The sequence below is a fragment of the Reinekea sp. genome (assembly GCF_982785585.1).
The window spans coordinates 9,446-32,796 of record NZ_CEYAVF010000005.1 but is presented as its reverse complement, the minus strand read 5'-3'; the positions used below and the strand labels follow the sequence as shown (position 1 = coordinate 32,796).

The following is a 23,351-nucleotide window of genomic DNA, read 5'->3' as shown; positions in this document are numbered from 1 at the left end:
AGTCGTTTGTGGGCCGAATAATCCGGTTCGAAACTTGTATTCTGAGTGAAATCCTTTAGCCTTGAATCAATCTTTTGCCAGCAGTGGTCATCATGCGTCTCACCCTAAGTTGTATATTGTTGTTCGGGTCCAGCCTGGCCGTGGCAAGCACAGATTTCGACGCCAAGCTTGAGCGCATAGATCAGGCTAAGCTCACCGAAGCCCAGTTGTTCGAATGGCAGGAAGAACTGCTCTTTCCCCATTATCATGAACATTGGCTGACTCAGAACATCACCACGCTGGACGCAGGCCAGGTTAAGCGTTTTCGTCAAAACCCAGCCAATAGAGCCGCCAATTGGTTTTTTCAACCGAAATGGCGTGATGAACTCGTGCGCCGCCAGGACTGGGTCACGATCAATCGTGTCTTTGCCAACCAAAGCGACCCAGAACGCATTTGCTATTATTTTGAATCCCGTCAGGCATTGGATCAACCGCTCGATACGGATGCCATTGAGAAACTCTGGCTGTCTGGACGGTCCCGGCCAGACAATTGCGACCCCTTCTTTAAGGGCTGGTTGGACGGTCTAAGCGATCCCACCCCGGTGGTGTGGCAACGTCAGCTCGCGGCCTTCTACGCCCGCAACGGCACCCTTTTGCGCTATTTGAACCGCTTCTACAGAGACCAAGAATCTCAGCAGCTCGGGCAATTTCTGGTTCGGGTCTATGACGACCCAACCGCAATTATCAGCCAACGCTACGATCCCAGCTCAGAACAGATGCGCGGGTTGGCGCTGGCAGCGGTGAATCGCCTGGCCTACCGAGATCCCCGCTCAGCCTCGAATCTTTGGTCACAAATTGTTAAGGCCAGTCCGGCAATCGACCCAGCCGATGTACGCACCGCATCTCGTTATCTGGGTATTGCCATGGCCAAACTGCCTTTACCCGAGGCGGCCTACTGGCTGGCCATTGCCGATCCCGATAAGGACGACGAGCTGGTTCAGCATTGGCGCCTACAGATCGCCCTAAGCCAAGAGGACTACCCGGCAATAGTGGCGTATTACCAGGACCTCAGTCCGAGCTTGCAACGCTCCGATCAATGGCTCTATTGGTATGGTCTGGCACGCTATAAGACTGAGGGCCAGCTGGCTGACGACAACAGCCTAATCGCCCTAAGTGGCCAGCGACTCTACTATGGTTTCTTGGCCGCCGGTGTCCTAGGTACCGAGCCGAGCTTAAATGCCAATCCACAGTATCCCCCACGGGATAGCAGCAAATTGGCGCAGCAGCCGGAACTGCGCCGCGCCAAAGCGCTATTTTTGGCCGGCCAGACAGCCCGAGCGCAAGTAGAATGGAATCTTTGGGTGCGCGAACAGGCCAACGGCGTACAACACAGCGCCGCCGAATTAGCGTTGAACTGGGGCTGGTATGCCAAGGCGTCACAATCCGCCGGTTGGAGCGGTCGCTATGATCTAATTCACCTGCGTTATCCCGATGCCTACGGTGCCTTTATCGAAGATCAAGCGGACCGTCTGAACTTACCCGCGTTTTGGCTTTATGGCGTTATGCGTCAAGAGAGCCGATATCAACACGCGGCGGTCAGTCCTGCCGGCGCCCATGGCCTAATGCAACTAATGCCGCGAACGGCGCGACAGGTCGCTACGCAACACAAGGTGCCCTATGCGACCACAGCGGATCTGCAACAGCCGGGCACCAATATCGCCCTGGGCAGTAATTACCTGAGTGATCTGATAAAAAGATTCGAGAACCCCGTTTATGCCACCGCAGCCTATAATGCCGGCCCGAGTCGAGTCATCCAATGGCGCGAACGCTTCCCAACCGAGATGACCATCTGGATCGAAAGCATTCCGTTCGATGAAACTCGTGGCTATGTTAAGTCGGTATTGGCCTACAGTCAGATCTATGCCCTTACCACTAAGACGGGATGGCGTATGTCAGCCTGGACAACCCCTGGCATTAGCTTTGTGAGCAATGATTCGATGGCCTTGGTGCCTCAATAGACTAGGGCCATCGGGGCAAACTTAGCCCGGGACTGTTACTAAAACTTGTCCGACCGACAATTGTCGACAGTGAATGGCGCAGGCGTTAAGGCCGAAGACCACCTTACTGTCGCGCTTAAGCTGGGCTTTTAACTGGGGATGTAAATCTTTTTGATAGACGCCGGTGAGCGGATCGATGGCCGGAACATTACAGCGCACACAGGGCTCGGCAAAGAGCAACTGGCCACCCTCCTCGCACTTTAGTGCGCCAATCTGATACTCGCTATCGGCCGGCACATCGATCACCACATTGGGCCGAAATCGGGCCATGGCCAAGGGATACTTAACCGCCTGGCTCAACTGTTTGAGACTCTGCACATTACAGACCAGTAAGGGAAAAACATCGGCGAAGCCAAAGGGCATCTGGTGTTGATCGACTGGGCAATAACGGCTTTCCAGATCGTCGAATTCCACCAGCCGCACCCATTCATCCAGCTGTTCAGAAAACCAGGCGGAAACCTCGAAGGATTTTTCTCGCGTCCGGATGGGCGTCGACCAGACCTCGGTGTCGATCAGCTGCTCGGTGCTCGCGTTATCCGCGATCAAGATGCCAGAGCCCTTATGATTACTGACCTGCCAGCCCCCCTCAAGCTGTGCAAGATGAAATTGTGACAACTGAGAATGAGAGCGCAGCGTCAGCATGCGGTTTTTTCCATCGACCAACATATAGCGCCGATCGTTGACCACCCCGGCGCTATTAAAACGCAGCGTCGCAACACTGACACCCCCGAGCGACTTCACCGGGTACACAAAGAGCGCCTTAATGGCCGTGGTCTGAGGTTGCATGCACATCACTCTGTTGGCTATTGGGCTATTCTAACGCAGCGCCTCGATCAAGTCACAAGCGACCGCTCGCCTGAGCTTGATCTCTGTCACCGGGGTAACTGGGCTCCCCGCGCTGGGGATTCGAATCGGCCTAGGCCTTAGGGCGTCAAGCAACGACAGGTCTGAACGTTCAGGCCGACCACCCGATGCTGAGGTAAGGCCTGCGGATCGGCAATAAAGCTATTAACCAGGCTGTCGCCACTGGCGCAGCGAATACCATCACTGTAGGCCCCGACATAGCGGACTTGCCCGCTGGTATCGGTAATTAAAATGGTCGGGCTGGCGCCAAGGACTGGCTCTAATAACACCGATCTGATCTCACCCAAGCCCCGATCGGCGCCATTAAACTGGTAAATATTAAAACCGTTTTCGGCGGCCTCGGCACTAATCTGCACCGCATGTGGCAGCGTCAGCAAGCGACACAGACAAGCACTGGGCAGCCAGTGAATGACCGCCGGATGGCGCAGCTGTTGCTGGCCATCGACCGTCTCTTGCCAGGCCGCAGCATAGGCGTTGGCGTCGGGTATCGATTCATTCAGCCAGCCCAAATAGGCCTGATTAAACCAAAGGCCGGCGCCCAATGGGCTGACCACCAGCGCAAGGGCCAATAACCAGGCGGATAGTGACTTCATTGTCTGCTCCGAAGGCTGATCAACGATTGATGGCACATCGGCCCCATTCACAACGAATCAATTGGTAATCGTCCTGACTGCAGAAGGCAGCATAGACTTCCACTGGCCAAGCGTTGCGCAATAGGGCGATGCTGGGCTGGCTAACCAAATACCAATAGCGTTTCACTGATGACCGGCTCCTATGGGTTTGAGCGGGTTTAGCTGGGCGAGCTACTAGCTTTGCCCCGCTCTGTTTGCGCTCAGATAGGCCGCTACCATTGAGGGCTCAAAAGGCCAACCGAGTATCTCATCGGCATGTTCCAACCTGATCACCGGAATGGTCTCGCCATAACGGGCGAGTAATTGCTCATCTAAGGCAATATCGATCTTTTCCACTTGCAGCGGTTCGATGAATGACGCTGCATCCAAGACCTGTTGAACGGCCGCTTCGGCCAACTCACACAGGTGGCACCCGAGCGTGTGATAGAGAAACAAGCGCATAGTAAACTTCCTGCCACAATGGCACCGGATGAATTTACGATTGTACACAAATCCTCAGGATATTGGACCGTTTTACCGGTCCCCTTGGCGGTTAGAGGCTACTAGGCTAGCAGGAGCTGGGCAATCTGACCCAGTCGACCGTGGTTAGTCGGGTGATTTTGCAGCGTCTGCAGAAACGCTTCTGGGGCGTTGAATTTCTCGGCCCAATGCAGCTGAGCCGCCATGAGTTTTTCGGCATATTGCTGCAACGGCTCTAGGCCTTTTGGCAAACGCCCCGGCAGGTCAGCGGTTTGGCTGTAGACCGAGACAGCTTTTTGCTCGACCTCTCTCATCGACAAATCGAGTGATTTTAGGCTCGAGCCATCTATATTCAGATCAGCGGCCATCTTGAAGGCGGTATCGTAGTCGCCGTCATAAAATTCCGCCGCCAGTTCATTGACTTGAGCCAGCAACAGATCTAGATCGGCCGCCTCTTGCTCGTTTAGGTCACCCTTGATGACCAGGCTGAACTCATTCGATTGGCGCGAGCCCCAGTTAGTCGAGGAATTACGCCCGAACTGCTGGTCTTCTAAACGGGCTTCTTGCTCGGCAACGGAGCGAATCAGGATCTGGTCGCCCTGCTCTGTGGTCAGGTTTAGGGCAAAGGTCTGCCGTTGGTATTGATACCGGCTGGCCCCGCGCTGCTGGGCAGGCTCGGCCCGGATCGGCGCTGCTATCGGTGTCTCCGCACTGGCGGCAACGGTGCTCAGATCGCGAGCATTGAGTTTATCGATAATTTGACCGAAGGCGGAATTAATCTTTAGGGTAAGCGGATCATCTAATGCATCCATGCCATCAAGGTAATCTTTGGCCTCGCCAAAACCCTGCTTGACCCCCTTCTCCGCCGATTGCCAGAGCGAGTCCAGTTCTGCGTCAGTTGCCCCATTAGCTTGCGCGGTGGCAATGCGCGCACTGGCAAAACCCCAAATCTGCTCGACGAGAGCCTCCACATTAAAGTTTTCCGCACGCGAGATCGGTGCCGATGGGGCCATCGCCTCGGTGGCAATTGGCTTGGCGTTCGAGTCGGTTTTCGCCGTGCCAGGCTGACTGGAGCGATAGTCGGCCGGGCTCATGGGGGCGCCTTGGGGATAGTTGAGATTTGAAATCATAAAAATTCCTTCTAGCTCGTGGCGGATGTATCATCGACCTGGTCGACCCATACCTACCCAATGAACCAACTTAACGATAGAAGGGTTAACGACTGCGGAGGTAAAAACTGAACCGCTAAAAGGTATCTATTTGTAAGCAAATACCCGCGCCAGTCCGATTAGGCCGCTGCCAGGCGCGCCCTTTTTACCGATGAATTTTCCGCTACTACGGCATTGTGAAATTATTTTCATCAATACCTCTGGATTATTATAAATAGAGGCTCTATTATTTTGCACTATTCTTCGAACTATCCTCAGGAAATAGCACTATGGCGCGCTTGGACTCTCTGATCATCTTCACCACCGTCGTCAAAGCCAACAACTTTACCAATGCCGCCCATCAGATTGGTCTGACGCCGTCGGCGGTCAGTAAGCAAATCAGCTTGTTAGAGGATCGCCTCGGGGTGCGTTTACTAAACAGAACCACCCGTTCGGTGAGCCCGACAGAGGCCGGCCAGCTGTTTTTTAATCGCTGCAGCCGCCTGCTCGAGGATTTGGAAGAGGCCGAACATATGGTCAAGGATCTTGAAACCAGCCCGCGCGGCACACTCAAGATTTCCGCTACCCCGACCTTCGGCCGATCGATGCTGATGAAAATCTTTGCGCAGTTCCTCATCCAGTATCCGAATGTGAACTTTGACCTTACCTTGGCCGACAAAGGCTTGGACCTGGTGCGCGAGGGCATCGATCTGGGCATTCATTTGGGCTCGCTGCAAGACAGCAGACTGGTGGCCCGGCCAGTGGCCCGGCAGAAGGTTATCTTGGCCGCGTCCAAGGAATACCTGGCCAAGCAAGGCAAGCCAGAGGCTTTGAATGAATTGGTTAATCACTTTATTTTGATGGTGTCGGGCATCGATTTCGCCGAACCGCGCTGGATCAAGCGCTTTATTAAGGAAGCCGGCCTGACCAACAAGGACCGGCGCTTTACGGTAAATGACTTGGACACACTCTGTGAAGCCACGCTCAATGGTATGGGCATCGCTGCCCTGCCCATCTATATGATTCGGGAACACCTAGATTCCGGTAAGCTGGTCCATATTCTGCCCGAAATCAACTTTCCAGTGCGCACCATCCATGTGGTCTATCCGGAAAATCGCTATCTGTCGGCCAAAAGCAGAGCCTTCGTCGATTTCATGGCCAGCTATTTCAGTGAACACAATCTCGACGATCTCTAGGCTCAGTGTCGCCATCGATGGCCGATGGCAGGGGTTGTTAGTTGCTCAAGAAGGTTTCCAGCCCCGCATCACTGAATAAATTCTCCAGCACGGTGTCAAATACCTCATTCAATAAAACCGAATTCTTCTCTTCGCTGGCATAGCCCACCGTATCGATATATTGGCTGGTGGTATGATTCTTCACATAGGTCATATTGCCCCGCTCGACCTTAACGCTGATCTCGGCCGACGCCGTTGAGCGTTTGATGCTCGCCCGCAATGGGGTCACCGCATAGGTCAGTTGCTCAAGCGAAATGTCGATGCGCGTCTCCGGTAGGCTGGTGGTCACCGTCATGCCAGATTTTGCCAACACTTGCGTGGCCAAACGTTCGATCAGCTCTCGCAATGGCGCTTGCGCGGTAATAGTCGCGCTCTGGGCATAGGCCCCCCCGCGCAAGCCGATGGTACTGCCTGGGCGCTTGTCGCTGACCTCTAGGCTAACCGTTCCTTGTCCTTGGATGAGCCCGTCGGTGCGGATTGTGGGCGCAAAGTCTACCTGTTGAGGTGACAGTTGAGCACAGCTCGCCATGAGCAGCACAACGCTAGTAGCTATACAGGCCTGCAAAGAAATTCGCATAAAAGTCCTTATTGGTGGGTGTTTATTGGCTGGGCCGTTTAAAGGTCCAGATCTGCTGATCCGAATCGGCCGCACTGAATTGATAACCGCCATAATTAAAGGCTTTGATATCATTCAGTTCGGCGATGCTCCCTTCTAATAGGTAACGAATCATCATACCGCGCGCCTTTTTGGCAAAAAAGGAAATTATCTTGTATTCGCCATTCTTCTCATCCTTAAAGACCGGCGTCACCATCGGCACCGTTACCAGGCTGCGGTTTATGGCCTTGCCGTACTCCAGTGACGCCAGATTGATCAAGATATCGGCTTCGGCAGCCTGTAGATCGGCATTTAACAGTTCGGTAATGTGATTGCCCCAAAATTGATACAGATTGGTACCCTGCTCAGTTTTTAGTCGGGTGCCCATCTCCAAACGATAGGGTTGAATGGTATCCAGCGGCCGCAACAGTCCATAGAGACCTGAGATGATGCGCACCCGTTGCTGAGCCGTGTCGATCTGTGGCTCGGTCAGGGTATTGGCACTCAGGCCGGTATAGACATCGCCCTGAAAGGCAAATAAGGCCTGTTTGCTGTTGGCTCGTGTCATGGTCGACTGCCAAGCGTGATACCGATCGACATTGAGTTGCGCGAGCGGCTCGCTTAAGTGCATCAAACTCCGTATTTCCGCCACCGAAAGCCCCTCCAAGTGGCCGATTAGGGCACTTGCCTGGTCGCCAGAGCGATAACGGGTGCGAACATCGGTCGGCGCCTCGGATTCAAAATCCAAGGTTTTAGCCGGTGAAATAACGGCAAAAAACTTCACCATAAGGGTTAGAACCTCTACACTAATTTAAATTAAGTTAACGTGAATAATATGCAAATACTCCGTACTCATGTGCCAAACTCCGCCAATAACTATAACCACCTGGTCTATTGTCCCCAGACCCGGGTCACGGCGGCCGTGGATCCGTTCTCGGCGGAACATCTAATAGCCTTGGCACAGGCCAATAACTTAGTTATTGAACAAATCTGGGTTACCCACGAGCACCACGATCATATTCGACATGTGCACAAACTGAAAGAGCTGACCGGTGCGCCGATCTTTGCCCCGAGCACCTGCCAGGCTAAGTTCGAGGCCGATCATTGGCTCGACGACGAACAGCAGGTGGTGCTGGGTCGACACTCGATAACCCACCTGTTGGCACCGGGTCATACGCCCGGTCACAGTGTATACCTCTATCAGGACGCGGACCGACCGAGTGAGGATTTCATCCTCAGTGGCGATACGCTCTTCAATGCCGGCGTCGGCAATGTCAAATCCGGCGATGCCAACACCCTGTTCGATACCGTTATGCGTCTGAGCAAACGGCTAACGCCGACCAGCAGACTGTACAGCGGGCACGATTATCTGGTGACCAATCTGAAGTTTACCCTGCACCATGGGCCCCAAAACCAGGCGGCGGCAGAAACCTTGCTGGCCGTTGAGAAGCAGAGCCCGGACCAGCGTGCGATACAAAGCTGGCACGAGGAGTGTCGCTACAACCTTTTCCTAAATCTGGATTCGGACCAGGTCAAGCATATCACCCAGATCCACGAAACCAATACCGAGTCTACCCGCCGGCGCTTTCTGGCACTGCGCCAACTCAGGGATCAATGGTGAGGATCGGCCAAAATCACAGCAATCCTTTAACCTATTCGGTCATTTAAGGCCTTATGGACGATGACCAACGACAGCATCCGCGCACACCGATCAAGATGATTGTTCAGATGACCCTGGATCAGGGTCAGGGCCTGCGGGTCGAAACCCGGGACATCTCGAACGGCGGCATCGGCATCCATCGACCTACGACCCCGGTCACCGACTGGTGCGTCGGCATGAAGGTCCAAGCCAAGATCGTTGGCTTGCCAATAGAGGGCCCGGAACTGACGCTGTCGGTGGTCAATATTAGCGCTGCGCGCATCGGTCTTAAGATTCTCTAGCCCTTAGGGACAAGGGTTCGGCTGACTGGCATGAACGGCCTCAAGCGCACTCAGCACCTCGTCACTCAGGCTCAGCTCGGCGCTGGCAATATTGCTCGCCAGCTGCACCAGATTGGTGGCGCCAATAATGTTACTGGTCACAAAGGAGCGGCTACTGACATAAGCCAGTGCCATCTGAGACGGGTCGAGACCGAACTGATCGGCAATGGTCAAATACTGCTCCGTGGTATTTTCCGCCAAGGTCGAGTTATAGCGTTGAAAACGGGTAAACAACGACAGTCGGGAACCCTCCGGCTTAGCACCGTGACGATATTTGCCACTGAGCAGGCCCATGGCCAACGGCGAATAGGCCAGTAGACCAACCTGTTCACGATGCGCAAACTCCGCCAGTCCCACTTCAAAGGTCCGATTCAACAGGCTGTAAGGGTTTTGAATTGAGACCACCCGGGCCAGGCCGGATTCGCGAGACACCCGCAAGAATTCGGCGACACCCCAGGGCGTCTCATTGGACAGACCGAGATGGCGGATCTTGCCAGCCTGGATCAGGCGATCGCAAGCGATCAGGGTTTCTTCGATGGCAACGTCTTGGTCCGCGTTGTCACTAGCGCTATAGCCCAACTTGCCAAAGAAATTGGTCGAACGGCTTGGCCAATGCAATTGGTACAGATCGATATAGTCGGTTCTTAGGCGCTCCAAGCTGCTTTCTACCGCCGCGACAATCTGCTCGGCGCGCAGATTGGCATCGGGCCGAATATAGTCCATGCCGGTCGAGGCCACCTTTGAGGCCAGGATTAATCGTTGGCGATGACCGGTTTTGGCGAGCCAGGTGCCTATATAGGATTCGGTCCGGCCCTGGGTTTCCGGCCTGGGCGGGACGGGATACATCTCAGCGGCATCGAAGAAATTAATGTCATGCGCTAAGGCATAGTCCATCTGCGCATGGGCTTCGGCTTCGGTATTTTGCTCGCCCCAAGTCATAGTACCTAGGCAAATTTTAGACACTTTTAGATCTGTACGCCCTAATTGACGGTATTCCATAGATAGTTCCGATATTTATGATTCAGAACAGTCTATAATAGCCCAATTATTAACACATTAATGGACGAAGTATGCCACGCAAGTCAAAATCCCGGTCTATGAAAGGCCTACTGGGTGTAAAAACAGGATCGAAGAAAGACTTTATCAAGCAGGGCGAGATGGGCAAAATACCCAGCCACAACCGCTTGGAAAAGCATAAACATAAGCGCATGAAGTCGGCTTATCAACAATTCCTGGAAGAAAACGGCCTGAAGGACAGCAGCTCCGGTCTCAATACGGCGAATCAACGTTTGGCCCAAGCTCAGGCCGACGCCAAAGCCAAGCCGGAAGTTGTCAAACCGAAGAAACCAGAACGGGTCCTGAAGGACTTTAATACCTTATCAGGCGATGAACTCCTTGATCTGTTTAATTAGCCGGCTGCATAAGTTGCAGAGAGTCGGCCTGGCTGCGCTTTGCCTAATGGTGCTGGGCTTTGCTCCAGTTCATGGGGCAGACTTTGGTGAGGCCGCGTGGGGCATGTCGCCGGCCGAGATCCGCGCGCTTGAAAGCAGGCTCAATCTGACGCCCATCGGTGAACTGGACTATCTAATTTACCAGGCTGATATTCCCGGTGTTGAGCAGGCGCGTATTGTTTATCAGTTCAAGGACCTGATGCTGATCGAGGGACGGTTCCTATTTACCACCAACGATCCGGCGAATATTCAGCAGGCGGTAGACCAATATCAGCAGATTTTGGCGCTGATGAACAGCCAATATGGCCCGGCCGTCACGCAGCGGGTGCTTTCCGACCCTAGCGCTGAGGCGCAACCGGCATCGGCCGATTACGCCAACGAACTGGCTGCCGATCGGTTGATCCTCAAATCCTCTTGGCGCTCTTCCACCGCAACGGTGCAACATCAACTGGCTTGGCAGGTAACGCAACCCAACCACCAACTGGTCTATCTGCCCAGTGTGCCGATGCCAGACCTCAAAGACGCGAACTAATGGCAACTTTGCTCACTATGCCGTTTTTTGCCTAATGAATGTCAAGCATGTCTGATGTGAACTCCGGTGCAGTTCACACTGGCCAACGCATCCCGTTAGTCGATGAGCTCAGGGGGCTGGCCGTTCTGTTGATGGCCGGTTTCCATTTTTGCTATGACCTAAGCGCTTTTGGCTTCCTTCGGTTCGAAATGAACGGCGGATTTTTCAGTTGGTTTCGCTACCTCATCGTCACACTCTTCTTTATCGCGGTCGGCGCCGGCCTGTATCTGGGCCACAGCAAAGCGATCCAATGGCGCCATTTCTATCTGCGTGAAGTAAAAATTATCGCTGGCGCTCTGGTGATTAGCCTAACCACCTACCTGATGTACCCGCAGTCCTGGGTTTGGTTTGGCGTGCTGCATTTTATTGCCGTGGCATCGGTCTTGGCCCTGCCCTTTATCAAAGCCCCTAGGACGGCCTTGATTACTGGGGTGGCAATCTTCCTGCTCTACAATCTGCTGGACTGGTTTAACCTGGCACCGCTCTACCAAGCACTCCAACCGACCCTGCATCTGCCGCGCGGCACTCAAGATCTGACGCGTCTGATTCCCTGGCTCGGCATGGTGTTGATCGGCATATATCTGGCCAAGCGCGAGTTTTGGGGCGTCTATTCGATGCCGTTGGGTTGGCTCAGGCGGCCCGTTGCTTGGTTGGGCCAACACAGCTTGCTGTTTTATCTGCTCCATCAGGCGCCGTTGTTCGGTCTGGCTTGGCTGCTGGATCGGCTATTGCATTAAGGCCTAGGCCACTAAGTGCCCAGCCTGGCGTTGGGCAAGTTGGTTCCCATTAGGTATCTTGGCGTAAATCGTTTGGAATGGGATACGACGGTTCTTGTGGTTTTTCCTGCACGTTGCCTTTTTTCCATTGCTCCACCTGATAGATATAAGCCAAGACCTGGGCCACGGCAATATAGAGCCCTTCGGGGATTTCGCCACCAATCTCGGTGTGGTGATAAATAGATCGCGACAAGGCCGGCAGCTCCAGAATTGGCACCTTATACTCTCCGCCAATTTCACGAATCTTCAGTGCCACCATATCAACCCCCTTGGCGACCATCAGCGGAGCCGGCATCTCGTTCGGCTTATATTTTAGCGCTACAGCATAGTGCGTTGGGTTGGTGATGATCACATCGGCCTCGGGCACATCGCTCATCATGCGTCGATTGGCCATATCGCGCTGCAACTGACGAATTTTGGCCTTAATTTCCGGCTTACCCTCAGAGCTCTTATATTCGTCCTTAATTTCTTGCATGGTCATGCGCAGTTTTTTGGCATGACTGAAAATCTGAAACGGCACGTCAATAAGGGCAATTATCAACGTGCTACAGGCCATCAATAGAAAGGACCAGGCCAGGGTTCTACTGGCGTGAGCAATGGCGTTTGGGGTCGGTTCAAAAATCATCGATAGAAACTGATCCTTCAGGCCGAATAACACCAGGATGGCGGATGTGGCGACAACGATGACCTTACCCCAGCCTTTGAGCAGTTCAACTAAGGAATTCATTGAAAACATCCGTTTGAGCCCCGAGAAGGGATTCATACGCGATGCTTTCGGGGCTAAGGCCTTGGTCGAAAAGTTCCAGCCACCCAGGCTCATCGGCGCAGCCAGCGCGGTTAACAGCAGCAGAGCAAAGAAAGGTAACAGCGCGGTAAAGGCGGCATAGATAGAGGCCAAGAAATATTCACCGCTGATATTGGTGTCCCAACTGGCACGGGCATCGAAATCAAAACAGAAGCGCATCACTTCCATTAGGGTGTTGCCCATCAACGGACCAAATACCAGAATACAGATTGCCGACACGATCAAGATAGCGCTGGTGTTGAGCTCTTTCGAGCGCACGACGTTGCCCTCCTCGCGCGTTTTCTCGAGTTTCCTGGACGTGGGTTCTTCTGTTTTTTCCTGGGAGGAATCTTCCTCAGCCATCACAAGCTCCTATAAACCGACTAAGGTTCTCATTAACGTGACATGGATGGTTAGAAACTGTTCGACCAACGGGCTGGCTGCGGCGTAGCTGGCCCAAACAATGATCAGACCGCCGAGCATGGTAATTGGAAAACCGAGTGCAAATACGTTCAACTGCGGTGCCGCACGCGTCATCACACCGAAGGCAATGTTTACCAAGAGCAAGGCTGAGGCCGCCGGCAAGGCTAACATCAAGCTGGCGCGAAAGACCCAAGCGCCGAAATCGGCCAAGGTTTTCCATGCGTGTGCGGTAAACAGACCTTCGCCGACGGGCAATGAGTAGAAGGAGTCCACGACCACCTCAAGCGTAATCAGATGACCGTTAATGGCCAGATAGACCAGCGTCACCAAGGCCTGATACCACTGACTCAAGACCGCGACCGACACCCCATTGGCGGGGTCGACCATCGACGCAAAACCCAAGCCCATCTGCATGGAAATGGTTTGGCCGGCGAGGATAAACACCTGCATGATACCGAAGACCAGAAACCCTAGGGTTGTGCCGATAAGCACCTGTTCGAGAATTATGACGATTGTTTGAGTGTTAAGCGCTTCAATAATGGGCATCGGCGGCAGCACGGGATAGATCGCGGTGGTCATCACCAGCGCCAGACCCAAGCGCAAACGCACCGGGATGAGCCGTGAACCAATCACCGGAACGATGACGAGAAAAGAACTGATGCGGAAAAACGGCCACATAAAGTGACTGACCCAACTGGCGATCATGGCATCGGAAATTTCCAGCATCCGGCTAACCTATCATCAGGGGGATGTTGAGAAATATATTATTGACGTAATCCACAAGTTTACCGATCAAATAGGGTCCTGAGACCAGCATCATCAACAATGTCACCAGCAAGCGCGGTAAAAAACTTAGGGTTTGCTCATTAATTTGGGTCGCCGCCTGAAAGGTGGCCACGATCAAACCGACCAACAAGCTGGGAACGATAATCACACTGACCATCAGTACCACTATAAAGAGCGCTTCTGAGAAAATATCACCGATATTCATCGCATTCATTGGTTGGCTCCTACATATTAAAGCTGGACGCGACCGAACCCATAACCATGGCCCAACCGTCGACTAGGACAAACAGCATGATTTTGAACGGCAAGGAGATAATAATGGGCGACAGCATCATCATACCCATGGCCATCAGAATGGAGGCAATAACCAAATCGATGATCAGGAAGGGTATAAAGAGCAAAAACCCGATCTGAAAAGCGGTCTTCAATTCGCTGGTCACGAAGGCTGGCATCAAAATATTAAGCGGCACGTCTTCGGGCGTGTCAAAATTATCCACCTCCCCGGCCAAGCGAATAAACAACGTCATATCGCTGTCACGAGTCTGCTCCAACATAAAGGTCTTTAACGGCGCGACGGCCCGATCTAGGGCCTCTAACGGGAGAATTTCTTCGGCCATATAAGGCTGGATGGCATCGACATTGATCTGGTCAAAGACCGGTGCCATAACAAAAAAGGTTAGGAACAGGGCCAAACCAATCAGCATCTGGTTGGACGGTGTTTGTTGCAGACCGATGGCTTGGCGGAGGATGGCGAAGACAACGATAATGCGCGTAAAGGCTGTCATCATCATGAGAATCGCCGGAATGAAGGTCAGGGCCGTCATCAGGGCGAGAATTTGGATGGTCACTGAATAGCTGGTACCGCCATCGGCGGCGGTATTGAACTCAATCGCCGGAATGCCGGCACCATAGACTGCAGGAGTTAAGCAACAGAGCAGTATGAACGCGAAGGGAACCTTACTTGCACGGGCTAACGCCACCCAGGACTCAGTCTTTGCGCCCGTCGTTGGGTGAATTTTTGTGTTGAGACATTGGTTCACTATCGAAACCCTTTAACAGACCTTTAAGTCGGTCGGCAAACGGGCTGGTTTGAGCAGGGCCGTTCAAGTCTATCGGTTCTTCAAAACGATGTAGCGTTTGAATCCCATTAGGCGTCACACCGATCAATAAATATTCCGATGCTGCTCGAATTATCATCAATTTTTCGCGCGTACCCAAGGGCATTACCGATAACACTTGAATGTGCTTCTGGTTCAGACCAACACCGCCAGACATCCGTCGTATTAACCATGCACACGCAAAGATAAGGCCAACTACTAAGATCAGCATTAAAATTACTTTAAGATAGTCTTGGCTGGCCGTTGAAACGCCCACTTCGGCATACACCCGACCGACCGACCCCAGGCCTAACAACCCCAGCCCTAAAGGCTTTTGACCCCAACCGACCATGAACTTAACCTCTTAGCGACTTGCCGATACCTAAAACATCGGGCTTTAACTCAGCTTTTGAATCCGCTCTTGTTGGCTAACCACATCGGTCAAGCGAATGCCGAACTTTTCATTGACCATGACTACCTCGCCGTGCGCGATCAGTCGGCCATTGACCAGGACATCCAACGGCTCACCCGCCAATCGATCCAATTCAATCACACTGCCCTGGTTCAGCTGAAGCAGATTCCGAATCGGAATCTTGGTCGCGCCCACTTCCATCGAAATGGTGACTGGAATATCGAGTATGACTTCCAAATTAGGATTATTTTCACTAAAGCCTTTTCCAGCCCTGTCTTTGAATTGCTCAAGCGGCGCGACTTCAACATCGCCGTTTGCCGAATCCCCCATGGCTCCCCATTCATCTGCGGAATCATCGGTTTCCGGGCTAAGACCATCAATTAGCGCATCAACATCAATACCATCTGGGTTGTCATCACTCATCTTTACATCTCCTAAAACTGGGTGTCTGATGGGGCTTAGCTGGCCTTTTCAGGTTTCTTTTTGGTACGCATGGACTTCAGCTTGCTTTTCATGCCCCCTAGATCGACTGTGACCGGTTTACAGATGGCTTCAATCCGCAGCGCGAGATTGTCACCGGACTGGCCCAACGTGGTATCGAATAGGGGAATCGAATTGGCCGTCATGGTAATAAAGGGTGGCAAATCGATCGGGATAATGTCACCGGCCTGGAGGCCTACCAACTCTTTCAATTTGATCTCGCGCTTGGCTACCGTAGCGTTAATTTCTATTTTAGCATCGAGCATATCGTGTCGCAGGGACTCAACCCAGCGCTCGTCGATCTCGTCAATATCCGATTGAACGCCGGCATCCAGTACTTCGCGCACCGGTTCAATCATCGAATAGGGCATGGTCATGTGTATGTCGCCACCACCACCGTCCAGCTCGACATGAAAAGTACTGACCACCACGACCTCACTGGGTGAGACGATATTAGCCATGGAGGGATTGATCTCCATCGCTATATATTCAAAATCGATGTCCAGCACCGCGCTCCAGGCTTCCTTCATGTCTTCGAAGACCTGATCTAAGACCTTCTGCACGATGCGGACTTCGGTAGGGGTGAATTCCCGACCTTCAATTTTTGCGTGCCGCCCGTCTCCGCCGAAGAAGTTATCAACCAACTTAAACACCAGGCCGGCGTCGAGGATAAACAACGCCGTGCCGCGCAATGGCCGTATCTTGACTAAATTCAGGCTAGTCGGAACGTACAGAGTGTGCAGGTATTCGCCAAATTTGAGGATCTGCACCCCACCGGCGGCCACATTGCAGCTGCGCCGCAATAGATTGAACATACTCACACGCGTGTAGCGAGCAAACCGCTCGTTAATCATTTCCAGCGTCGGCATTCGGCCGCGCACGATTCGATCCTGACTGGTCAAATCGTAGGAGCTGGTCGCCTTTACTTCTTTTTCTTTTGCTCGCTCTTGCTCTTGCTCTGCTTCAGCGTCATCTTCGGCGCCATAGTCGTCATCTAGAGCGCCATCATCGATGCCATGTAATAAGGCGTCAATTTCGTCTTGCGAAAGTAAATCTTGCACTACTTCACCCTATTGCAAAATAAAACTGCGATATAAAACGGACTCAATACCAGGATCGTCCATTTCGGCCTTCATAATATCTTGAACGGAGGCGGTTAATTCATCGGCCAATTTTTGTTTGCCCGCAGCACTGCCTACTTGCGCGACATCTTGGCGACTGAATACATCCAATAAGTTATTCCGGATCAATGGATTGTGCAGCGCGAGCAACGCAATAACGGCCGGATCTCGGGTTAATACGGACAACTCTACCTGTAAAAACCGCATTTTGCCGTTTTGGGTATAATTGATCACAAAGGCAGGCTGCATCGCATGATATAAAGCTGCGATCGGCATCTGCGCCGGAATGGCCATGCCATTTGCTGCCGTTGCCAAGGGCTCGGCGGCAGACATCTTGTCCTTCAACAGGAACCAGGTACCCCCAACAGACAGGATGGCAATAAGCAAAACACCGAATACGATCATCAATATCAGCTTGAGTTTGCCTCCGCCCTTCGCCTCGCCCTCAGGGACTGGGATATCTTCATCGGCCATAATTCGGTCCTAACATTCGGTTATTTAAAAAACAGCAAGCAGTGTGCCATAAGGTGGCCCGGAGTATATCAAAGTTTCGTCGAAGCCCGTCATGTCTATTACCTGCCAAGGGACAAATTCATTGTGCGTTATCTGATTCAGATTGGGGGTTTTTGAAACCGTCAAAATGCTGCCACCCTTAAACGTATTGATCGACCAGGCTGAGGTTCTGGATAACCTCGGCGGCCGGTTCGCTCACGCCATCGAAACCAGGCTCGGCCGGAGCATTATTGACACCAGAGCCACCGTCGCGCGTCGCGCCCCCCTGCCCCTGGCTAGATGAGTCCTGTACATCCAAATTAGCCAGCGCCATACCTTGTTCCGCCAAGGATTCTCGCAGTCGAGTAGACTGTTGCTCCAACAGGTCGCGTACCACACTTGAACTGGACACTATTTGGACCTGAGTTTGATCCTGCTGCACCAGTATGCGCACTTCTAAAGCACCCAGCTCTGGCGGATCGAGACGGATCACCGCCTGTTGCAAGCCGCCTCGGGTCATCATTTGAATCTTGTCAAACAGTTCACTGCCGGCATAATCGAGCTTCATGGGACGATTGAGGAGTTCATCTGTTTTGGCGGCCAGAGGATTAGGAGTGGCGGCCAACGCGGGTCGAGCCGACGGCTCATTGATCGAGCCGAGGCCTGATAAAGGCCTTAATACCGGCGCCGCTGGGCTGTCGGTTGCGGCGCTCAGCGCCATGGTGTTGACCCGTTGCGCGTTGGCGACCGTCACCGCCGGCGTATTGGGTTTAGTATCGGCGCCCAGTAGGTTGGCATCATCGCCTTCTGTCGAACCTGCCTGCACATCCGTGGTTTCTGCAGACGGCGAAGACGATGGCGTTAGCGATGGTGATGGTGGTCCGGCGCGCGCGGCTTCTGAACTGGAAGGCGCCAGCAGACCAGCATTTGCCATCAGATAGTTCAAGAATCCTTCACTGTCCATCTCTTCTACCGGATCGGACAAGTCAGATTGCGGCAAATCCTCACCGCTATCCTCCCGCAGCTGTGCATCGTCAGCGGCCAATTTTGTCTGCCGATCGGCAACCCGAGCCACCGATTCGGTCTTGCTGAGCAACTGATCGAAACGCCGCTCATCAGCCCGCTCGTGATCTTCTAAGCGTTTGGCGGCGACGTTTCGCGCTGTAGCCGGGGTGTTTTGGTTCTTTACTTCGATGGCCTGCATCAGATAAGACAGCATAATCACTAAGACCTAAGTTGAGCGGTTTCATTAGTTAATGCAATCCTGGGGCCATGTTTAAGAATTTTAAAATGCGCGCAAACTACGGTGGGGAGATCAATAATACGGGGAATATATAGATCCCATTAGCATGCAACAGGGATCGATGGTGGCTAACAGGGGCCTGTTCATGGGTTTATCAGCAGGCCATTCAACTCGCCAAAAACCCATTCAGCCTCCTGCACCAAGACCGGCATAAGGGCCTCGCAGCGCTCCAGCTGACCGGCTTTGGCGTAGTCTTCCATCTGATCACTGAGTTGGTTAAATTCGACGCAGCCCATATTGCCGCTCGATCCCTTTAAACTGTGCGCCGACATCCGCGCAGTGCTAAGGTCCTGTGCTGTGATGGCCGCCCTCAACTGCTCGAGTCGGTGCTGGGCATCCCGAATAAAGATCGCGATCAGGTCTGAAAAGTCGTCTTCCAATAGACTCTGTAATTCTGTTAAGACTTGCCTATCCACGCGCGCGCTCGACATGGTGCGGCCTACCGGCTCGAAGGCCAACGCAGTAACGCGGTGACTGCGTTGCCCGTTGGGTTGTAATAAAAATCTTCACAGATGCCATCGATCAAACGCAAGCCACGACCACTGCAACCGTCGTCGGAAACGTCGCGGGCTAAAAACAGCTGGTGATCAAAGCCCTGCCCGCTATCGCTAATAGTCACTTCAAGCACACCGCCGGTCGCTTCAGGATAATGGCTGACGCTAATGATGATTTTGCCTTCGGTGAGTACCGACAAGCGTCGCTCGCGTTCGGCATAATAGGCGCTGAAGCCATCTGTCGATGATTTAAGCGCAGAGGACAGTGATAAGACACCGTGTTCAAGAGCATTAGAATAGAGTTCGGCCAACAGGGTGTAGAGTTGACCACTCAAACCGCGCAAGCCCTCGACTTCGGTTATGATATTTAACACCATGGGCAGGGGATTGAAGCCGCGCAGTGTTAAAGGCCCCAAGGTATAGGACAGTTCCCAATCCTGGGGCCCCACCAGCGAGCCCCGTTTATTTTCCAGATCAGGCAGGCCAAGTACATCCATATCGACCATCTTAACGCTGAGCAGCGTCAGATCGTCATCTGCGCCCGTTTCACCAACAAACCGCTCGACCGCCGTCAGGATCGAGCTGAACAGGGTGTCGACGGCAGACTGTTTAAATATCGCCTGCAGACGGTCTTCGCCAAAGAACTCCCCGGCCTCATTGCGCGCTTCAATAATGCCATCGGACCAGATAAAAAGTTCATCATTATCGGCCATGGTTAAATTGATAAATTCAGGCTGAAATTGATGCGCGTCGAGCACACCCAAGGGCAAATTGCTGGCTCTAAAGGTTTCGATTGTTTGGCTTTCAGCGCGGAAACACACTATATCGGGCAAACCACCCAACCATATCTTGGCATGCTTTTCGTAAAAATTGAGTTCGACAAAGCACCCACAGCAAAATACACCGACCGGTAAGATCCCGCGTAACTTACTGTTTATTTCCCGCAACACCTCTTCCATGGCAAAACCCTTGGCGGTCATACCATAGAAAATCTCCGCCAGCGGCATCGCACCAATGGCCGCAGGCAGACCGTGACCGGTAAAATCACCCAAAAACAGGTGCAGACCACCGTCTGGTTTGCGCTCGGCCAATACCGTATCGCCGTTAAAGACCGATAAGGGCGACAGGCTGTGGGAGATATTGGCCAGATCAAGACAACCGGAATGGGCCACATTATCGAAAATGGTTTTCGCCACCTGTTGTTCGATCAACATCTGACGATTGTGCGCCTGCAGTTTCTCGTGCATAAGACGCATACGGCCAAAGGCCTTGATCTTGGCTTTTAAAATCACCCTATTATAGGGTTTGGAGAGGAAGTCGTCTCCGCCAGAGTCTAGGCATTTAGCCAGTGACTCCGGGTCTTGCAGAGAGGTCAAAAATACAATGGGAACATAGTCTTCTGCGAGCCGGCTGCGCAGCTCTTTGGCGACGGATAGACCGTCCATGATAGGCATAATAACATCGAGTAGGATGAGATCGGGTCGGTGCTCCCAAAACAGACGAATGGCCTCTTCACCATTGGCCGCCAGTATGACCTCGTGGCCCTCCTTGCTGACAATACTGCGCAATATCATCCGATCGGATTCGTTGTCATCAGCGATCAAAATGCGCAGTGAAGAGTTCATCCGTATCTCGTCTTAACTAATTTTAAACAATTGCCCAAAGTTTGAGATGGTTAAGATTTTTTTAACATCTTCATTACAGTTGACTATATCAATATTGGCGTTATCGCCACCGGCGTGGTCGCGCATTAGCAACAGCATGCCCAGGGCTGAGCTGTCCAAGTAGGTCGCTTCGGCCATATCGACTATATAGTTGGTGACCTCGACCGAGACCGATTCGTAAATTTGCCGGAATTCTTGATGGGAACTGAAATCAAATCGACCTGAAACCTTCAATTTGATCGTGTTACCGTTCGTTGATGCAGTGACTGCCATGTTCAATCCTCGTTTATGTGCCACATTTCCTATAACTGTAGTTCCTTCTCCATTATTCTCCATCAGGGCAAGGAACTAAGCTCAGAACGTCCATTTCATGCTGTGATTATTTTAACGACATTTAAAACAGTTGCCCACACCCAGTAAAACGCTTTTAACGGCATTTTAGGCAGAACTGCCGGATCTAGGCCCTTATCGCTTAAGGACTAATTTGCTGCAATTGCCTAACTCAGCAATACTCCACCGCCTAAAGAGCGTTAGCGATACTTATACGTAACCTAGGAAAAATTTTAGATTGTGCGCCTGCGCACCAGAAAACTCAACGAAAACGCTGACTGATCAATTCATCGATCACCTTTTGTTCTTTTTTGTCCTCGACCAAGACTTCTTCGATAGACAACTTGTCGATATATTGGCCAATATTCTTGCGTCTCTGATAGAGCAGCTGCCACTTGTCCAAGACTTGCTGTTCACGTGCGTGCCAGCCGTCAATAGTAATCTGTTGGCGTTGCGCCAAATCCGCCAGCTGATCAATAAAGCCCTGCGTTCGGCGCCACTGCTGCATACTGATGCCCAATGCCCCCTGCTGATCGAGATAGCCGAGGTACTCTTCGCGATATTGACCCAACTCCAACAACCGGTTGTTCTCAACGTCCAGTTGCGCGCGCACCTGGGCCAAAGCCTGCGCAGCCTGGTCTTCACGCTGCTTGGCCAATTTTTCGACAATCCCCAGCCGGACCGAGCGCTTCACTGTGGCTTAGCCGGGGCCGCCGGTCGATTCTGACGCAAGGGTCGACCACCGGCCATACCCGCTCCGGCAGCGGCTGCGGCCGGGGCTGAGTTGACAACACCCGTCAATAGCTGAACGGACTGTTTGAAAGGCACCTGTTCACGCAAACCCTGGCGCAAAAAATCGCGCAAGGTCGGATACAGGCTGATGGCCTTATCGATTTCTGGATTGGTACCCTTGGTGTAGGCACCAATGGCGATAAGATCCTTGTTCTGGGCATAGGTCGACCAGAGCTGCTTGGCCGACTGGGCCGTTTTCAGGTGTTCATCCGACACCACCTGAGGCATCGCACGACTGATGCTCTGTTCAATATCGATCGCCGGATAGTGGCCCTCTTCGGCCAGCTTCCGATTGAGCACAAAGTGCCCGTCCAAGATGGCGCGTGACGCGTCGGCGACCGGATCTTGCTGGTCATCGCCTTCCGTGAGCACAGTATAAAAGGCGGTAATGGAGCCGCCGCCCACTTCGGCGTTGCCGGCCCGCTCAACCAGTTGTGGAATGCGTGCAAAGACTGACGGCGGATAGCCCTTGGTCACCGGCGGTTCGCCGATGGCCAAGGCAATCTCGCGCTGGGCCTGAGCGTAACGGGTAAGGGAGTCCATCAGCAGTAGCACAGACTTGCCTTGCGAACGAAAATATTCGGCAATCGCCGTGGTGTATTGGGCTGCACGCAAGCGCAGCAATGGCGCATCATCGGCCGGCGAGGCGACAACGACGCTGCGCGCCAAGCCATCCTCGCCTAGAATATCTTCAATAAACTCCTTAACCTCACGGCCCCGCTCCCCGATCAGCCCGACGATGGTGATGTCGGCATCGGTGAATTTGGTCATCATGCCAAGCAAGACCGACTTACCCACACCCGACCCGGCAAACAGTCCCAAACGCTGCCCGCGACCCACCGTCAAGAGCGAGTTAATAGCGCGGATGCCGACATCCAATGGCTGACGTATGGGGGCCCGATGAAGTGGATTTATAATTGAACCATTCAAACTTTGTTGCACGCGGCAGCGCAACTCACCCTTCCCATCGATGGCCTCGCCAAAGCCGTTCACTACTCGTCCGAGCAATTCATCGCCCAATACCAGATCATTCCCAGTTTCCAATGGCACCACACGCGCGCCGGGGCGCAATGAATGCACCGCTTGGATCGGCATTAAGAAGGTTTTCTCATCGTGGAAACCGACCACTTCGGCCTCGATGACTTGCTGTTGATCGATGACCTGACAGCGCTGCCCGACGCTGGCGTTGAGACCAACAGCTTCTAAGGTTAGGCCAACCATTCGGGTTAAACGCCCCTGGCAGATTGGATGAATTTCTGTGTCGACCCGCTGCTCGCAATCGGCGATAAAATCGCTTAGCGGCTGTTCACTCATGGACGGGTTCCGAATCGGCCTCGGGGCTTTGATCGATAAGCGTTTCCGACTCAGAAAACGTCTCTTCCGGGGGTTCGGTTGTGATCGCCGACGGATCAGCCACTGCTGGTTC

General features: G+C 53.0%; 29 protein-coding genes. 7 read left to right on the top strand and 22 right to left on the bottom strand.

What is annotated here, in order from left to right; translation table 11 throughout:
* The first annotated feature begins 92 nt into the window (after positions 1-92).
* Positions 93-1,997, top strand: coding sequence for a lytic transglycosylase domain-containing protein (locus AC4FIC_RS03500; RefSeq protein ID WP_100257012.1), 1,905 nt, complete (start codon positions 93-95; stop codon positions 1,995-1,997).
* Positions 1,998-2,018: 21 nt separating this feature from the next.
* Here the strand turns inward: AC4FIC_RS03500 and AC4FIC_RS03495 are convergent, their stop codons facing one another.
* The 5 genes from AC4FIC_RS03495 to AC4FIC_RS03475 all read right to left on the bottom strand — a co-directional run bounded on the left by AC4FIC_RS03495 (position 2,019) and on the right by AC4FIC_RS03475 (position 5,121).
* Positions 2,019-2,822, bottom strand: coding sequence for an MOSC domain-containing protein (locus tag AC4FIC_RS03495; RefSeq protein WP_158524326.1), 804 nt, complete (start codon positions 2,820-2,822; stop codon positions 2,019-2,021).
* 137 nt (positions 2,823-2,959) lie between these two features.
* A complete protein-coding gene (locus AC4FIC_RS03490; protein ID WP_100257010.1) occupies positions 2,960-3,493 on the bottom strand; it encodes a DUF6436 domain-containing protein in 534 nt (177 codons plus the stop codon).
* Between the two features lie 19 nt (positions 3,494-3,512).
* The gene (locus AC4FIC_RS03485; protein ID WP_158524325.1) at positions 3,513-3,659 is read right to left on the bottom strand and encodes a hypothetical protein; all 147 of its coding nucleotides are present in this window, start codon (positions 3,657-3,659) and stop codon (positions 3,513-3,515) included.
* 47 nt (positions 3,660-3,706) lie between these two features.
* Positions 3,707-3,973, bottom strand: coding sequence for a glutaredoxin family protein (locus AC4FIC_RS03480; RefSeq protein WP_100257009.1), 267 nt, complete (start codon positions 3,971-3,973; stop codon positions 3,707-3,709).
* A gap of 101 nt (positions 3,974-4,074) precedes the next feature.
* Positions 4,075-5,121, bottom strand: a complete 1,047-nt coding sequence (locus AC4FIC_RS03475; protein ID WP_100257008.1) for a DUF5610 domain-containing protein — start codon at positions 5,119-5,121, stop codon at positions 4,075-4,077.
* A gap of 308 nt (positions 5,122-5,429) precedes the next feature.
* Here AC4FIC_RS03475 and AC4FIC_RS03470 point away from each other — a divergent pair, with 308 nt between their 5' ends.
* Positions 5,430-6,335 (top strand): LysR family transcriptional regulator, encoded by a 906-nt coding sequence (locus AC4FIC_RS03470; RefSeq protein WP_100257007.1) that lies wholly within the window; start codon positions 5,430-5,432, stop codon positions 6,333-6,335.
* A 37-nt stretch (positions 6,336-6,372) separates the two neighbouring features.
* Here AC4FIC_RS03470 and AC4FIC_RS03465 read toward each other — a convergent pair whose 3' ends face one another.
* Complete coding sequence (locus AC4FIC_RS03465; RefSeq protein ID WP_158524324.1) at positions 6,373-6,903, bottom strand: YajG family lipoprotein; 531 nt, start codon at positions 6,901-6,903, stop codon at positions 6,373-6,375.
* A gap of 70 nt (positions 6,904-6,973) precedes the next feature.
* The gene (yaaA, locus tag AC4FIC_RS03460) at positions 6,974-7,756 is read right to left on the bottom strand and encodes a peroxide stress protein YaaA (protein ID WP_100257005.1); all 783 of its coding nucleotides are present in this window, start codon (positions 7,754-7,756) and stop codon (positions 6,974-6,976) included.
* 48 nt (positions 7,757-7,804) lie between these two features.
* Here yaaA and AC4FIC_RS03455 point away from each other — a divergent pair, with 48 nt between their 5' ends.
* Together AC4FIC_RS03455 and AC4FIC_RS03450 are read left to right on the top strand one after the other, a co-directional pair.
* On the top strand, positions 7,805-8,590 hold the full coding sequence (locus tag AC4FIC_RS03455; RefSeq protein ID WP_145980261.1) for a hydroxyacylglutathione hydrolase family protein: 786 nt from the start codon (positions 7,805-7,807) through the stop codon (positions 8,588-8,590).
* 53 nt (positions 8,591-8,643) lie between these two features.
* Complete coding sequence (locus AC4FIC_RS03450; RefSeq protein WP_100257003.1) at positions 8,644-8,910, top strand: PilZ domain-containing protein; 267 nt, start codon at positions 8,644-8,646, stop codon at positions 8,908-8,910.
* A 3-nt stretch (positions 8,911-8,913) separates the two neighbouring features.
* On the opposite strand, the gene AC4FIC_RS03445 is transcribed toward AC4FIC_RS03450, so the two are convergent.
* The gene (locus tag AC4FIC_RS03445) at positions 8,914-9,948 is read right to left on the bottom strand and encodes an NADP(H)-dependent aldo-keto reductase (RefSeq protein WP_273285620.1); all 1,035 of its coding nucleotides are present in this window, start codon (positions 9,946-9,948) and stop codon (positions 8,914-8,916) included.
* A gap of 71 nt (positions 9,949-10,019) precedes the next feature.
* On the opposite strand from AC4FIC_RS03445, the gene AC4FIC_RS03440 reads away from it, so the two are divergent.
* Genes AC4FIC_RS03440 through AC4FIC_RS03430 form a run of 3 tightly spaced genes read left to right on the top strand, consistent with a single transcriptional unit; the run spans position 10,020 to position 11,708 of the window.
* Positions 10,020-10,361 (top strand): hypothetical protein, encoded by a 342-nt coding sequence (locus tag AC4FIC_RS03440; protein ID WP_145980260.1) that lies wholly within the window; start codon positions 10,020-10,022, stop codon positions 10,359-10,361.
* A complete protein-coding gene (locus tag AC4FIC_RS03435) occupies positions 10,345-10,932 on the top strand; it encodes a hypothetical protein (protein WP_273285623.1) in 588 nt (195 codons plus the stop codon). The genes AC4FIC_RS03440 and AC4FIC_RS03435 overlap by 17 nt, the downstream gene beginning before the upstream one ends.
* 47 nt (positions 10,933-10,979) lie before the next feature.
* Positions 10,980-11,708 (top strand): heparan-alpha-glucosaminide N-acetyltransferase, encoded by a 729-nt coding sequence (locus AC4FIC_RS03430; RefSeq protein ID WP_158524323.1) that lies wholly within the window; start codon positions 10,980-10,982, stop codon positions 11,706-11,708.
* Positions 11,709-11,757: 49 nt separating this feature from the next.
* On the opposite strand, the gene flhB is transcribed toward AC4FIC_RS03430, so the two are convergent.
* The 14 genes from flhB to fliI form a co-directional block, all read right to left on the bottom strand.
* The gene (gene flhB, locus AC4FIC_RS03425) at positions 11,758-12,894 is read right to left on the bottom strand and encodes a flagellar biosynthesis protein FlhB (RefSeq protein WP_100256998.1); all 1,137 of its coding nucleotides are present in this window, start codon (positions 12,892-12,894) and stop codon (positions 11,758-11,760) included.
* Between the two features lie 9 nt (positions 12,895-12,903).
* Entirely contained in the window at positions 12,904-13,680 is a 777-nt protein-coding gene (gene fliR, locus AC4FIC_RS03420; RefSeq protein WP_100256997.1) for a flagellar biosynthetic protein FliR, read from the bottom strand.
* A 4-nt stretch (positions 13,681-13,684) separates the two neighbouring features.
* Positions 13,685-13,954, bottom strand: coding sequence for a flagellar biosynthetic protein FliQ (locus AC4FIC_RS03415; RefSeq protein ID WP_100256996.1), 270 nt, complete (start codon positions 13,952-13,954; stop codon positions 13,685-13,687).
* A 10-nt stretch (positions 13,955-13,964) separates the two neighbouring features.
* Positions 13,965-14,720, bottom strand: coding sequence for a flagellar type III secretion system pore protein FliP (fliP, locus tag AC4FIC_RS03410; RefSeq protein ID WP_100256995.1), 756 nt, complete (start codon positions 14,718-14,720; stop codon positions 13,965-13,967).
* A gap of 7 nt (positions 14,721-14,727) precedes the next feature.
* Complete coding sequence (gene fliO / locus AC4FIC_RS03405; RefSeq protein WP_100256994.1) at positions 14,728-15,189, bottom strand: flagellar biosynthetic protein FliO; 462 nt, start codon at positions 15,187-15,189, stop codon at positions 14,728-14,730.
* Between the two features lie 45 nt (positions 15,190-15,234).
* Entirely contained in the window at positions 15,235-15,672 is a 438-nt protein-coding gene (fliN, locus tag AC4FIC_RS03400) for a flagellar motor switch protein FliN (RefSeq protein ID WP_100256993.1), read from the bottom strand.
* A gap of 35 nt (positions 15,673-15,707) precedes the next feature.
* Entirely contained in the window at positions 15,708-16,790 is a 1,083-nt protein-coding gene (gene fliM / locus AC4FIC_RS03395; RefSeq protein WP_273285657.1) for a flagellar motor switch protein FliM, read from the bottom strand.
* Between the two features lie 9 nt (positions 16,791-16,799).
* A complete protein-coding gene (locus AC4FIC_RS03390; protein ID WP_100256991.1) occupies positions 16,800-17,324 on the bottom strand; it encodes a flagellar basal body-associated FliL family protein in 525 nt (174 codons plus the stop codon).
* Positions 17,325-17,502: 178 nt separating this feature from the next.
* Positions 17,503-18,561, bottom strand: coding sequence for a flagellar hook-length control protein FliK (locus tag AC4FIC_RS03385; RefSeq protein WP_100256990.1), 1,059 nt, complete (start codon positions 18,559-18,561; stop codon positions 17,503-17,505).
* A gap of 167 nt (positions 18,562-18,728) precedes the next feature.
* Positions 18,729-19,076 (bottom strand): Hpt domain-containing protein, encoded by a 348-nt coding sequence (locus AC4FIC_RS03380; RefSeq protein WP_273285662.1) that lies wholly within the window; start codon positions 19,074-19,076, stop codon positions 18,729-18,731.
* Positions 19,077-19,084: 8 nt separating this feature from the next.
* Positions 19,085-20,764, bottom strand: a complete 1,680-nt coding sequence (locus AC4FIC_RS03375) for an ATP-binding SpoIIE family protein phosphatase (RefSeq protein ID WP_475844215.1) — start codon at positions 20,762-20,764, stop codon at positions 19,085-19,087.
* A 12-nt stretch (positions 20,765-20,776) separates the two neighbouring features.
* The gene (locus AC4FIC_RS03370; RefSeq protein ID WP_100256987.1) at positions 20,777-21,076 is read right to left on the bottom strand and encodes an STAS domain-containing protein; all 300 of its coding nucleotides are present in this window, start codon (positions 21,074-21,076) and stop codon (positions 20,777-20,779) included.
* A 319-nt stretch (positions 21,077-21,395) separates the two neighbouring features.
* On the bottom strand, positions 21,396-21,827 hold the full coding sequence (gene fliJ / locus AC4FIC_RS03365; protein WP_100256986.1) for a flagellar export protein FliJ: 432 nt from the start codon (positions 21,825-21,827) through the stop codon (positions 21,396-21,398).
* Entirely contained in the window at positions 21,824-23,239 is a 1,416-nt protein-coding gene (gene fliI, locus AC4FIC_RS03360) for a flagellar protein export ATPase FliI (RefSeq protein ID WP_100256985.1), read from the bottom strand. The genes fliJ and fliI overlap by 4 nt, the downstream gene beginning before the upstream one ends.
* Positions 23,240-23,351 lie beyond the last annotated feature (112 nt).

Coding starts and splice junctions, on each gene's coding strand:
- fliI (WP_100256985.1), bottom strand. CDS start 23,239: ATGAGTGAACAGCCGCTAAGCGATTTTATCGCCGATTGCGAGCAGCGG.
- AC4FIC_RS03480 (WP_100257009.1), bottom strand. CDS start 3,973: ATGCGCTTGTTTCTCTATCACACGCTCGGGTGCCACCTGTGTGAGTTG.
- AC4FIC_RS03450 (WP_100257003.1), top strand. CDS start 8,644: ATGGACGATGACCAACGACAGCATCCGCGCACACCGATCAAGATGATT.
- AC4FIC_RS03380 (WP_273285662.1), bottom strand. CDS start 19,076: ATGTCGAGCGCGCGCGTGGATAGGCAAGTCTTAACAGAATTACAGAGT.
- fliN (WP_100256993.1), bottom strand. CDS start 15,672: ATGAGTGATGACAACCCAGATGGTATTGATGTTGATGCGCTAATTGAT.
- AC4FIC_RS03415 (WP_100256996.1), bottom strand. CDS start 13,954: ATGAATGCGATGAATATCGGTGATATTTTCTCAGAAGCGCTCTTTATA.
- AC4FIC_RS03475 (WP_100257008.1), bottom strand. CDS start 5,121: ATGATTTCAAATCTCAACTATCCCCAAGGCGCCCCCATGAGCCCGGCC.
- fliO (WP_100256994.1), bottom strand. CDS start 15,189: ATGGTCGGTTGGGGTCAAAAGCCTTTAGGGCTGGGGTTGTTAGGCCTG.
- AC4FIC_RS03440 (WP_145980260.1), top strand. CDS start 10,020: ATGCCACGCAAGTCAAAATCCCGGTCTATGAAAGGCCTACTGGGTGTA.
- AC4FIC_RS03500 (WP_100257012.1), top strand. CDS start 93: ATGCGTCTCACCCTAAGTTGTATATTGTTGTTCGGGTCCAGCCTGGCC.
- AC4FIC_RS03495 (WP_158524326.1), bottom strand. CDS start 2,822: ATGCAACCTCAGACCACGGCCATTAAGGCGCTCTTTGTGTACCCGGTG.
- AC4FIC_RS03470 (WP_100257007.1), top strand. CDS start 5,430: ATGGCGCGCTTGGACTCTCTGATCATCTTCACCACCGTCGTCAAAGCC.
- AC4FIC_RS03465 (WP_158524324.1), bottom strand. CDS start 6,903: ATGGCGAGCTGTGCTCAACTGTCACCTCAACAGGTAGACTTTGCGCCC.
- AC4FIC_RS03455 (WP_145980261.1), top strand. CDS start 7,805: ATGCAAATACTCCGTACTCATGTGCCAAACTCCGCCAATAACTATAAC.
- AC4FIC_RS03430 (WP_158524323.1), top strand. CDS start 10,980: ATGTCTGATGTGAACTCCGGTGCAGTTCACACTGGCCAACGCATCCCG.
- AC4FIC_RS03375 (WP_475844215.1), bottom strand. CDS start 20,764: ATGAACTCTTCACTGCGCATTTTGATCGCTGATGACAACGAATCCGAT.
- flhB (WP_100256998.1), bottom strand. CDS start 12,894: ATGGCTGAGGAAGATTCCTCCCAGGAAAAAACAGAAGAACCCACGTCC.
- AC4FIC_RS03385 (WP_100256990.1), bottom strand. CDS start 18,561: ATGCTGTCTTATCTGATGCAGGCCATCGAAGTAAAGAACCAAAACACC.
- AC4FIC_RS03490 (WP_100257010.1), bottom strand. CDS start 3,493: ATGAAGTCACTATCCGCCTGGTTATTGGCCCTTGCGCTGGTGGTCAGC.
- fliR (WP_100256997.1), bottom strand. CDS start 13,680: ATGCTGGAAATTTCCGATGCCATGATCGCCAGTTGGGTCAGTCACTTT.
- AC4FIC_RS03390 (WP_100256991.1), bottom strand. CDS start 17,324: ATGGCCGATGAAGATATCCCAGTCCCTGAGGGCGAGGCGAAGGGCGGA.
- yaaA (WP_100257005.1), bottom strand. CDS start 7,756: ATGGTGAAGTTTTTTGCCGTTATTTCACCGGCTAAAACCTTGGATTTT.
- AC4FIC_RS03370 (WP_100256987.1), bottom strand. CDS start 21,076: ATGGCAGTCACTGCATCAACGAACGGTAACACGATCAAATTGAAGGTT.
- AC4FIC_RS03445 (WP_273285620.1), bottom strand. CDS start 9,948: ATGGAATACCGTCAATTAGGGCGTACAGATCTAAAAGTGTCTAAAATT.